This window comes from Streptomyces sp. NPDC001880 (assembly GCF_053594575.1).
Genome location: NZ_JBSFET010000142.1, coordinates 1 through 10,494, shown reverse-complemented (window position 1 = coordinate 10,494; position 10,494 = coordinate 1). Strand labels below are relative to the sequence as shown.

At 68.3% G+C, this 10,494-nt stretch carries 12 protein-coding genes and 1 pseudogene; 9 read left to right on the top strand and 4 right to left on the bottom strand.

Annotation, left to right across the window (positions count from 1 at the left end; translation table 11 throughout):
- Nucleotides 1–90: 90 nt before the first annotated feature.
- Together ACWCQ6_RS34025 and ACWCQ6_RS34020 are read left to right on the top strand one after the other, a co-directional pair.
- The gene (locus ACWCQ6_RS34025; RefSeq protein ID WP_451095896.1) at nucleotides 91–2,544 is read left to right on the top strand and encodes a Tn3 family transposase; all 2,454 of its coding nucleotides are present in this window, start codon (nucleotides 91–93) and stop codon (nucleotides 2,542–2,544) included.
- A 404-nt stretch (nucleotides 2,545–2,948) separates the two neighbouring features.
- Complete coding sequence (locus ACWCQ6_RS34020; RefSeq protein ID WP_451095892.1) at nucleotides 2,949–3,806, top strand: tyrosine-type recombinase/integrase; 858 nt, start codon at nucleotides 2,949–2,951, stop codon at nucleotides 3,804–3,806.
- 81 nt (nucleotides 3,807–3,887) lie between these two features.
- On the opposite strand, the gene ACWCQ6_RS34015 is transcribed toward ACWCQ6_RS34020, so the two are convergent.
- Nucleotides 3,888–4,268 (bottom strand): hypothetical protein, encoded by a 381-nt coding sequence (locus ACWCQ6_RS34015; RefSeq protein WP_450311552.1) that lies wholly within the window; start codon nucleotides 4,266–4,268, stop codon nucleotides 3,888–3,890.
- The gene (locus ACWCQ6_RS34010) at nucleotides 4,265–4,522 is read right to left on the bottom strand and encodes a hypothetical protein (RefSeq protein ID WP_451095890.1); all 258 of its coding nucleotides are present in this window, start codon (nucleotides 4,520–4,522) and stop codon (nucleotides 4,265–4,267) included. The genes ACWCQ6_RS34015 and ACWCQ6_RS34010 overlap by 4 nt, the downstream gene beginning before the upstream one ends.
- A 292-nt stretch (nucleotides 4,523–4,814) precedes the next feature.
- Here ACWCQ6_RS34010 and ACWCQ6_RS34005 point away from each other — a divergent pair, with 292 nt between their 5' ends.
- Nucleotides 4,815–5,378 (top strand): Uma2 family endonuclease, encoded by a 564-nt coding sequence (locus tag ACWCQ6_RS34005; RefSeq protein WP_360931458.1) that lies wholly within the window; start codon nucleotides 4,815–4,817, stop codon nucleotides 5,376–5,378.
- A 318-nt stretch (nucleotides 5,379–5,696) separates the two neighbouring features.
- Here ACWCQ6_RS34005 and ACWCQ6_RS34000 read toward each other — a convergent pair whose 3' ends face one another.
- Entirely contained in the window at nucleotides 5,697–6,323 is a 627-nt protein-coding gene (locus tag ACWCQ6_RS34000) for a TetR/AcrR family transcriptional regulator (RefSeq protein ID WP_451095888.1), read from the bottom strand.
- Between the two features lie 106 nt (nucleotides 6,324–6,429).
- Between ACWCQ6_RS34000 and ACWCQ6_RS33995 the strand changes: the two genes are divergently transcribed.
- The 3 genes from ACWCQ6_RS33995 to ACWCQ6_RS33985 all read left to right on the top strand — a co-directional run bounded on the left by ACWCQ6_RS33995 (nucleotide 6,430) and on the right by ACWCQ6_RS33985 (nucleotide 8,570).
- The gene (locus ACWCQ6_RS33995; protein WP_451095886.1) at nucleotides 6,430–7,149 is read left to right on the top strand and encodes a YqeB family protein; all 720 of its coding nucleotides are present in this window, start codon (nucleotides 6,430–6,432) and stop codon (nucleotides 7,147–7,149) included.
- A gap of 563 nt (nucleotides 7,150–7,712) precedes the next feature.
- Complete coding sequence (locus ACWCQ6_RS33990) at nucleotides 7,713–8,225, top strand: hypothetical protein (RefSeq protein WP_451095884.1); 513 nt, start codon at nucleotides 7,713–7,715, stop codon at nucleotides 8,223–8,225.
- Nucleotides 8,226–8,360: 135 nt separating this feature from the next.
- Complete coding sequence (locus tag ACWCQ6_RS33985) at nucleotides 8,361–8,570, top strand: hypothetical protein (RefSeq protein ID WP_451095882.1); 210 nt, start codon at nucleotides 8,361–8,363, stop codon at nucleotides 8,568–8,570.
- 154 nt (nucleotides 8,571–8,724) lie between these two features.
- On the opposite strand, the pseudogene ACWCQ6_RS33980 reads toward ACWCQ6_RS33985, so the two are convergent.
- Nucleotides 8,725–8,858: pseudogene (locus ACWCQ6_RS33980) on the bottom strand (IS6 family transposase); the annotation flags it as partial.
- A 113-nt stretch (nucleotides 8,859–8,971) separates the two neighbouring features.
- Between ACWCQ6_RS33980 and ACWCQ6_RS33975 the strand changes: the two are divergent.
- From ACWCQ6_RS33975 to ACWCQ6_RS33965, 3 genes are all read left to right on the top strand, one after another.
- The gene (locus ACWCQ6_RS33975) at nucleotides 8,972–9,883 is read left to right on the top strand and encodes a hypothetical protein (protein WP_451095880.1); all 912 of its coding nucleotides are present in this window, start codon (nucleotides 8,972–8,974) and stop codon (nucleotides 9,881–9,883) included.
- Between the two features lie 76 nt (nucleotides 9,884–9,959).
- A complete protein-coding gene (locus ACWCQ6_RS33970) occupies nucleotides 9,960–10,292 on the top strand; it encodes a hypothetical protein (protein WP_451095878.1) in 333 nt (110 codons plus the stop codon).
- Between the two features lie 68 nt (nucleotides 10,293–10,360).
- Nucleotides 10,361–10,494, top strand: a 134-nt coding sequence (locus ACWCQ6_RS33965) for a DUF7691 family protein (RefSeq protein ID WP_451095894.1), incomplete at its 3' end; no start/stop codon positions are given.

Genomic DNA, 10,494 nt, shown 5'->3' with positions numbered 1-10,494 from the left:
CTCGGCGAAGTCACAGGTCAAGTCGCTGTCGCAGGAAGCTCTGAAGCTGATCTACAGCAAGGAGTTCCAGACCAAGGTCGCCGCACAGGGCTGGACCCCGCCCAGGATGATGCGACCGCGCAGGACGACGAAGACGACGTGGAGTCGGTGCTCGCGAACATCAAGGCCCATCCGGGCAACGTCAGCCTCAACTCGCTGCTGGAGGAGATATCCAAGCTCAAGCAGGTTCGCGCCGTCGGCATCCCGGACAAGGTGTTCGCAGGAATCGGCGTACAGGTCATCAACGCCTGGCGGGCCAGAGCATCGGCGTCCTCTCCCAGCCACCTGCGCCGCTTCGCCCCCGAGGTGCGGCACGTCCTGCTCGCCGCCCTGCTCTTCCAGCGGCAGCGGGAGATCACCGACACCCTGGTGGAACTGCTGAACTCCACCGTGCACCGCATCAACGCACGGGCCGAGAAGAAAGTGACCGAGGCGTTCGTCGCCGAGTTCACCAAGGTCAGGGGCAAGGCCGGGCTGCTCGGACGGATCGCTGCGGCCTCGCTCGGCGCCCCCGAGGGCAGCGTGCGCGAGGTGGTCTATCCGGCGGCCGGCGGAGAGAAGACGCTCAAGGACCTGGTCGCCGAGATAAAGGCGACCAACGCCGCCTTCGCCCGCTCAAAACGGGAGGTATTCAAGTCCTCCTACAGCAACCACTACCGCGCCGGGCTGATGAAACTGCTGGAGGTGCTCGACTTCCGCTCCTCCAACGGCCGGCACAAGCCCGTCATCGAGGCCCTGGCCCTCATCGAGCGGCACAAGAACTCCTCCACCACCTACCTCCCGCTCGGCGAGACCGTCCCGCTCGACGGCGTGGTCCGCAAGGACTGGATGGAATTCGCCCTCCACACCCCCGACAAGGGGCCCCAGCGCGTCATGCGCACCGTGTATGAGGCGTGCGTCTTCCAGGCCCTGCGCGACCGGCTGCGCTGCAAGGAGATCTGGGTGGTCGGCGCCGACAAGTGGCGCAACCCCGATGACGACCTCCCCGACGACTTCGAGACCCGGCGCGCGGAGTACTACGAAAAGCTGAACAAGCCGCGCGACGCGAAGGTGTTCACCGCCCAGCTCCAGCGCGAGATGCGCGAGGCGCTCGGCGTCCTGGACACCAAGCTGCCCAAGCTGTCCTGGGTCACGATCAGCGGCAAGCACCGAGGCGGCGCGATCAAGTTCACCGAGCCCGAGCCGCAGAAAGAGCCGAAGAACCTGCGCCGCCTCAAGAAGGCGATCCGCAAGAAGTGGGGCACCGTCGCCCTCATCGACATCCTGAAAGAAGCCGCCCTGCGCACCGGGATGCTCAAGGCCCTCGCCCCGGTCGGTACCCGCGAGGCCATCGACGAGGCGAAACTCCTCGAACGCCTTCTCCTGATCGCGTACGCGTACGGCACCAACTCCGGGATCAGCTCGGTCGCGGCCGGCGAGCACGGGCACAACGAGGAGGAACTGCGCTACACCGCCCGCCGCTACCTGACCGCCACCGGCCTCAAGGCTGCCGGCGTGGAGATCGCCAACGCCACCTTCGCCGCCCGCCAGGAAACCGTGTGGGGGCAGGGCACCACCACCGTCGCCAGCGACTCCACGCACTTCAAAGCCTGGGACCGCAACATCTTCACCGAGTGGCACTCCCGCTACGGGGGCCGCGGAGTCCTCGTGTACTGGCACATCGAGAAAGGGTCGATGGCCATTCACAGCCAGCTTCTCAACTGCACCGCCTCCGAGGTCGCCGCCGCGATCGAGGGCATGATGCGGCACGCCACCGCCATGAAGGCCGAAGGCAACTACGTCGACTCGCACGGCCAGTCGGAAATCGGCTTCGGACTGACCCGGCTCCTGGGCTACGACCTGCTGCCCCGCATCAAGCAGATCAACAAGGTCAAGCTCTACCGGCCCGGACGCGAGGACGAGGACACCTACGACAACCTCGCCGACGCAACGACCCGCCCGATCCGCTGGGACGTCATCGAGAACAACTACGACCAGCTCATCAAGTACGCCACCGCCATCCGCGTCGGCACCGCCTCCACCGAGGCCATCCTGCGGCGCTTCACCCGCACCGCCTCCCACCCCGTCTACCAGGCCATGCTGGAGGTCGGCCGCGCACAGAAGACCATCTTCGTCGCCCGCTACCTGCGCGACCGCGACCTCCAGCGCGAAATCCAGGAGGGCCTCAACGTCGTCGAGGGCTGGAACGGCGCCAACGACATCATCTTCTTCGGCAAGAGCGGCGAACTCAGCAGCAACCGCCGTGACCAGCAAGAACTATCCGTTCTCGCGCTCCATCTCCTGCAAACGGCGCTCGTCTTCGTTAATACCCTGATGATCCAGGACATGCTCGCCGACCCCGAATGGGCCGACGTCCTCACCGACGAGGACAAACGGGCCTTGACCCCGCTGTTCTGGATGCACATCCAGCCCTACGGCGAGGTACGGCTGAACATGGGCAGCCGCCTCCAGCTCGCCGCCCCCACCGACCCCTCGTCACGCCCTAGCGAAGGGGCCGACCTTTGATCCGAAAGCTACCGGCAGGTTACTTGTCACCTGGTTCGCCACTCGTTAATGGCACCCCGTCCAGCGCGGACGCGTGGAACGCGACCATGATTCCCCTACCCCTGTGTCTCCGTCGGCTGGTCCACGACCATGGTCCCCCGCCCGTCAGGCCGTCTGGCGGGCGGGCCGTCATGATCGGCCGGACAGCACCTAGCCAACCAAGATCAATCTCACCGGGATTTCCTGTACGCCAACTACTCACACCCGTACCCGAAGGCGGAATGAGCAGTGTTGCGTAACAGCCCCCTCTTTCTTGAAAGCTCTGCGCATGCGAGGGCAGGTACCGGGGCACGCACGGTGAAGAGACCTGCAGTAAGGGGGGAGTGGCTCGATCTCTTGGCTGTTACGCAACATAAAGTGCCTCCATGACAGCACTCGACGGCTACGCTCTCCAGCTCCTGGACGACTGGCTCGCAGGCCCCAACAACGGACGCGGCGGCCCGTTCAGTGACGACGCCCTCGACGGCTACGAGCGCGACGTCCGTTCCTGGCTCACCTTCTGCGCCGCCGAGGACATCGACTGCTGGGCCACCGGCCCCCTCGCCGTCGGGCGCTGGGCCGACACCCACCGCGGCAGCACCGCCCGCACCAGAGCCAAAGCCGTATCCGTCCTGCGCTCCTTCTACGGATACGCCATCATCCAGGGCATCGCCGCGGACAACCCCGCCACCGAAGCGGTCCGCGGTCGCGTGGGCAACACCCCCGCCACCCGCGTGACCACCCGCGAATGCGCCGCCGCGATCCGGTCCGCGGCCGACCGCTACCGCGGTCCCGACCCCGAACGCGCCCGGCTCTTCGTCTACCTCCTGCTCGCCGGCCTGCGCCCCGGCCAGATCTGCGACCTCCTCATCCAGGCCCGCCACACCGAACAGCACCGCAGCACCTGGGACGTCCCCCAGAAAGGCGGCGGCACCCGGCTCCTCGCCTTCCCCCGCGAGATCACCGGCGCCGTCGACGAATACCTGCCCCACCGCACCCACCGCGCACCCGCCGGCTCCACCGAACACACCGGACCGCTCCTCACCTCCCGCAACGGCCGCGCCCTGGATCGCGAATCCACCGCACGCCGCCTCCTGCGCGCCGTCCTCGCCGCAGGCGACCCCGAGATCCTTCCCGCCCGCCTCACCGGCGACGAGATCGCCCACACCCTTGAAGACCTGCGCCCGTTCACCGTCACCGACGCCCGACCGGCGAGCCGGACGCCGAAAGGACACGGGTACTGAGACCGGCCCGGCCCCACCGGCCCGGAACGTCAGCCGTCCACAGCTCTCCCCGTGCCCCCGTGAGAAGGGAACGGACCCGGTTCAGGCGTTGAGATCCAGTACGCGCACCGGCTCGTCCTCCCACCGCTTCGGGGCCGTGGTGGCGATGATCGCTCCGTCCGGGCGGTCCGGGGTGGGCTGCGCCGCGTACTGGCTGTGGGCCGCCGCCCACGTGTCCTGCCGGGCGAGGGCCAGAGCCGCGGCCAGATCCAGGTCCAGAACGGTGATGCCCGGCAACGCGGCGAGGTGCTCGGCCGTGCCGGGCCGCGCACGGTCAGCCTCGACGAGAGCGCACGCCGGGGCGTACAGGAACCAGCCGGATTCGGCATGGGCCCGGTGGATGAGACGAGAGGCAAGGACGTTGCCCTGGCCGGCTGCTTCCATCGCCGTTTCGTCCAGGACGATGTGCACCGCGTCGGTCACCGGCTCGTCACCCGGGCCAGGCGCCGGTCCAGCTCACTGTCCAGGCCGTCCTGCTCGGCCGGAGTGGGGGCATAACCGTTCCACTCCTTCAGCGCGACCCGCGCCTTTTCCGCACGCTCGGCACGCTCGGCCGGAGTCAGCATGGTCTCGGCCAGACGCGCCAGATAGGCACGCAGCGACAGACCCTCAGCAGCCGCGATCGCGGCAAGCCGCTCCTTGGCCTCCTCGGGGATACGGACATTCGCATCGGACATCGTCGTACTCCTTCCTACCCCCAGGGTACGGGTACGTACCCGTACCCGTCACGGAGGAACCACCACCTGCGCCACGTCCGCCGCCCCGGCGGTACCGGCTGAGCATGACTGGTTCCCGGGCCCCGCTCCTCGTTGTCACATCCACCCGGCAAAATGGGGCCGGGGCCGCCGCGACGGCGATCCCGACCTGCTTCCGCGGGACCGACGACCACCGTCGTACGACCTGCCAGGAGACACCCGGCACCGGTCCGGGCCACACTGGCAGTGCCGTGCGGATGAGGAGGTGGAGGGAATGAGCGTTGCAACCGATCACACCGGGCCGTGGACCGTCGCTGACGTCCTCGCGCTGCCGGAGGACCGCAGTGTCCGGTACGAGCTGCTGGGGGAGTCTCTGATGATGTCCCCCGCCCCCGGACTGCGCCACCAGCGTGCTTCCTTCCGGCTCCACGTGGCCCTGGATGCCGCGGCCCGCGCCGCCGGTGCACCGGTCGAGATCCTGGAAGCCATCAATGTGACCCTGCCGTCCGGCCTGGTGGTGCCGGACATCGTGGTCGCCGACGCCGGCGCGACCGTCGACGACGGTGTCAGCATCGACGCCGAAGCCGTCCAGCTCGTGGTCGAGCTGGTCTCACCCGGCAACAAGACGATGGACCGGAAGTTCAAGCCCATGCTCTACGCCGAGGCCGCGATCCCGCACTACTGGCGCCTGGAATTCGACCCGGCGCCCCGGCTCGTCATCACCGAGCTGGAGAACGGCCGGTACGTCGAGCAGACGACCGCTCTGTCCGGCGAGGTCACCCGACTCGATGCCCCGTTCCCCTTCGCGATCGACCCGGCCGGGCTCGCCCGGCAGTAGCCGGCAGGGCCACGAAGACACGGAAGACGAGTTGGCCGCCGGGGCTCATTGCCATCAGTACCAACGAGCTCCTGGCCGCGGCGCGCGAGTCTGCGGCCGGATCGGCCTTCCCCACACGGCCTGTCCCGGATGAACCACGCCCAAGCAGTGGAACTCCTCACCCGCTGCCTCCTGCTGAACGACACGTTGGCGGCCGCCAACCAAGAACGGCCTCGGGACTGGTAGGCGCGCATGTTGAGGTGTCGCGTATTCGCCGCCGACACGGCCGGAAGATCACCCTGTGTGCCTGTCGCTGTATTGGGTCCTATGGGTGCCCGTTCATCGCTCCGGCTCCTGGTGGGTATTGGGCCGTAGGAAGCGGTGGAGGATCAGGCGCAGGGTGGGGAGCTGGCCGGCCGGGCTGAAGGTGGGGTCGGTGGCGGCGCTGGTGTAGAGGGCGGCGATGAGGGCCATGACCCATGCCGCGGTGTTGTCCGGGTCCAGGGCGGGGTCGATCTGGCCTGCCGCGGCCGCGTTGTGCAGCAGGGCGGTGATGGTGGACCGTTCTTCGTCGTTGTCGCGGCTCAGCAGCGCTTCGAGCTCGGGGTCGCGGTAGGCCTGGATCATCGCCTCCATGACGAGGGCGGGGACCAGCGGCTCCGCGGCTGGGGCGGCGAGAAGGTCCACGGTGTCGAGGAGGGCGGTCCACGGGTCGTCGGCGGTGCGGGCGGCGGCGAAACGCTCGGCCTTGGTGGCGCCGTCGTGCTCGTCGTCCTCGAAGACGGCGTGGAAGATCGCGCGCTTGTTGGGGAAGTAGTGGAACAGGTTGCCCGCGCTCATGTCGGCGGCCTTGCAGATCTCCGCCGTGGTGGTGCGTTCGAAGCCTTTGGCGGCGAAGAGTTCGGCCGCGGCGTTGATGATGTGCCGGCGCCGCGCCTGGTGCCTGGCCGGGTCGACTGTCCTCATCGGGGCCTCTTTCCGGTCAACTCTCGACTCCGGTCTCGGACGGATAATAATAGACCGAGTGCTCCGTCTATTATTACGCAGTGCTGGAGGCGAGGGGGGACATTACATGTGCAAGAAAACGGGGCGGGAGTCGCAGGCGAGTCGACTCACCGTGCTCCGACAGTCGGCTTTGAGCACCGTGTGCGTTTACGCCGTTCTCGTGCTGGTGGGGGTGGGTGTCGGCTGGCTCATCGACTTCCTGGCCGACTGGCTGGTGACACTGCCCTGGGCACCGCTGCAGGGACCGGCCGAGCTGGTTGCCTCCGCCCCCGCCCCGACGCTGCCCGCCGCGGGCACGGTGGCAGGGCTGGTCCTCGGACTTGTCGCCCAGCACGAGCAGTTGGTGATTCGCCTGTCGGGTGAGTGCGTTGTGCTCACAAGCAAGGGACGGGAACGGGAGTTCCCGCGCGATGTCATCGCCACGGTGTTCCGGGACGGCAAGCAACTCGTCCTGCTCGGCCACGACGGTGGCGAACTCACTCGACAGGAGTGCGACCTGGACACCGGCCGCGTTGCGGACGCCTTCACCGAGCACGGCTATGCGTGGGTGGACGTCGATCCGCACCAGGATGAATTCCGCCGCTGGGTCCCGGATGCTCCCGGCCTCCCGGAGGGTGCGAACGCCCTCCTCAAGGCCCGCCAGGAGTCGCTGGAGAAGAAGGGGCCCTCCCACGAGGACGTTTGGGAACTCCGTGGGGAACTGGCCCGTCTCGGCGTCGTGGTGCGGGACGAGAAGCGACGCCAGTACTGGAGGACCTGTCAAAAAGCAGGTCCGGCCGCGGAATGAAGGGCGGTGGGGTCGGCCGGCGCGTGTCCCTCGGTGAGGCCGAACCTGGTGCCGGCGTGTGTGATCGCCGGGGGCGTACCGGCTCCAGGTTCCGCCAGCCTCGGTGACCAGGCGGGTGGCGGTCTTGTCGTGGTAGCCGAGGGCTTTCGCGATGACGGGGGCCGGGCTTGGAGGACGAGTTGGCGGATCTCGGAGGTCCTGCCGCGCTGCGGTGGGACGCCGATCTCCCGCAGGTGGGCTTGGAGGCTGACCGGATTCATCGGCTGTCCGGGCTGGCGGCCGGGGAAGAGCCACTGTGAGCTTCTGCTACTGGCGTAGGGCAGGTGCCGGCAGGACTGGATATAGGCCCGCATGAGGCCGGCGACGGGCTCCGGAAGCGGGGACGGCGGAGCTCCGAGCCGACGGTGACGGTGGCCCCATCGTCGATGACGTCGTCGACAGTGAGGCAGACGATGCGGGTGACGGGTTGCGCGTAGAGGAGAACGAGCGCGGCGGCGACCCGGACCCGCAGGGAGAGGGAGGCGTCGTTGAGGCCATCTCCTGACACCGAGGAGGAACCCGGTATGCCGGAAGAACGCGGGGTCGCCCGTGTGTGGGTGTATGCCCGTCAGTTCTACGTCGTCGCCCCCGAACTGGGCACCGATCAGGCACCGGACATCTCCGACGCGGGAAACGGGCTGATCGCCGTCACGGAGGACGGGGCCGGCATCCTGGCGGGGCTGACCGTCGGCCCGGTCGAGGTCACCGTCACGACACACCCGTCCGAACCACCGCTCGAGGGGGACTGGGACGAGGTGGTGGAGACGTCCTTCACCTCCAGCACCGGCTCGGCCCTGGTCACCTCCTGGGAGGACGGCGAGGCAGAGGATCTGCCGGACCTCGCTTCCGCCGGCCCGGGAAGCTACCGCATGCGTGTCCACGCCCGCGGCCGCGACGCCGGACGGGCCGAGGACAGCCTCGGCCCGGACGACGACCCGGTCGAGGCGTACCTGCTTCAGGCATGGCCCGCTCCGGCAGCCGGCGAGCAGATCATCCGCCAGACCGACCAGGTCGGCACCCGATGGCGTCAGCTCTAGGAACCCGAGAGCAGCCGGGCCGCCGCCTCACAGGCGGCGGCCCGGCTGACAGGGCGAGCACAAATGACCGTCTGTCACATCCGCACTCTTCTCGATCGTGAGGCTATATCACCCCCTGAACCCCGGAGCGCCTCCGTGAAGGCCCACCGTCTCGCCCTCATCGCCGCAGTCCTCGTCGCCTCTCTCACAGCCTGCAACCCCAGCGGTACGAAGACCGAGTCCGACTCGAAGCCGTCCGCGCCCGCCGCAGCTGAGGCGTCGACCGGTGCCAGCGCCTCGCCCGCCCCCGGCACCCCAGCCGACGGGCTGTCGCTCGCTGAACGGACTGCTCGAACACTGTCGTGAAGTACGAAGTCGCGCCGTAGCTGCCCGCCTGAGCAAGACCAGCGTCACCGCCGCCGACGAGCCGTCACTGGCCTGACCAACGAGTACCGCTGAGCGAGCTGAGCACCGACAAATACCCATCTCACAACCAATAAGCCATTCTGAAGCACTACGGGCGGTGTGGTCGGAAGTAGGGCGAGATGCCGCTGAATGCGGCCAGGAACCGCTGGGCTCCACACACGCCCCTCAGAAACCCTTCATCGCGCGTTCGCGCTGCCGGGCGGGCTGGTGACCGTTCTCGGCCCGTTTGTATCGACTCCTTCGGCCAGTGCGGGTAGCGGGCGGTGGGGCGCCGTCTGCTGCCCATAGAATCCACCGGCGATCATGCAAGCGAACGCTTGGGGGAACACGAAGTGCCAGGTATGCGGGAAAGTTGGACAGGAGGCGAGCTCACGGGCTGGTCCTTCCTGGCTCCCTGGAGGGTCGCAAGGGTGGTTTTCCATCCCGCCTGGATTCCGGATTCGCTCGATCCGTCCATGGACCGGCTCAAGCGTTGGCGGGTCATCGCCGGAGTGGTCGCATCACTCGGTGTCTACACCTATGTCCAGGGTGGCTTCGACATCATGGAGCTGATGGAGAACGCGATGGTCGCCTCCATCGTGCTGCTGTTCCTCACCCCGCTGACGGTCGGCGTGATGCTCCTCGTCTGGCGGCGCACCGGCACCGTGCGGCAGCTGCGGGCCTCGCTGTTCAACTCTTTCAAGCTGCTCGTGCTGTTCGTCGGCTGTGTGGTGGGCCTGGTCCTGCTGGTGCAGTCGGAGAGTTCGTCGATGGGCTTCCTGCGGGCGTTGGTCACTGCTCTGGCGTCGCTGTGGATGGTCGTCTTCGTAGTCCGGGGAGCCGTGCGGGTCTCCGGTAACTTCTTCGGCACGGCCGCGGTGCACCACAGTCTGCCCGCGCTGCTCGCCACGGTGACCAGTTGGCTGATGGCCGGCTGGGACCTCGTGACCGGAGATCTGCACGGACTCAGCCTCACCATGGGGATCGTCTTCATTCTGGGCGCCCCGGTCACCGTCACGACCATCGCGCTGGCGGAGACGGGTCGGCTGAAGCGGCGTTACGGCATCCGGCTCGGCACGCACCCGGCGAGCCTGCCGCCCACCCTTGACCCCGTCCCGCCGACGGGGCTGCCGCACGTACCGCCGCAGCAGAACCCCTACGGCCACCCGCACCCGTCCACCACGGTCGGCCACCCCTGCGCGTCGGGCCCGCAGAACCCCTACGCGCCGCACCCCCAGGCTCCGCACCGCCTGCAGGGGCCTTACGGAGGGTGACCGGTTCTCACGCAGATGGACTTGGAGGCTGACCGGGTTCATCGGCTGTCCGGGCTGGCGGCCCGGGGAAGAGCCAGTGGGAGATTCTGCTCCGCAGCTCGCCGACTCCCTCGCCGCCGGCATGACCCCCGAGAAGGCGATCGTCACCTACCGGCGGCTGTACCTGCTGACCCTGGGCAGCGCGAGCTTCGTCGACCACCGCGACCCGAAGTCCGCGCAGGCGGCCACCCGGCGGGCGCTGGCCACGCTCGACCCCGAGGAGTTCCCGGTGCTGACCGGGCAGCTCAGCGCGGTCCTGCCCGCTGTGGTCGACCACGAGGTCTACTACGGCGCGCTCCGCCAGCTCATCCGCGCCGCCGACCCGGCCCGGGCCGCCGCAGTGCCCGGACAAGCGGGCGAGGGGAAGTAGCGCCACCAACGCTGCACCCGTCAGCGGCCGCGTGCAGCAGTGTCAGAGGCTTCCCATAGGTTCGCCCCATGAGTTCTTCACTGAGCGTCTACCTGCTCGACGTGGCCGCTACGCGTGCCTTGGTCGGATCCCGCGATGACCAGTTGCTGGAGGCGATCCGCAACGGCTTTGGGGACGACCTGGCACGTGACGACGACTATTT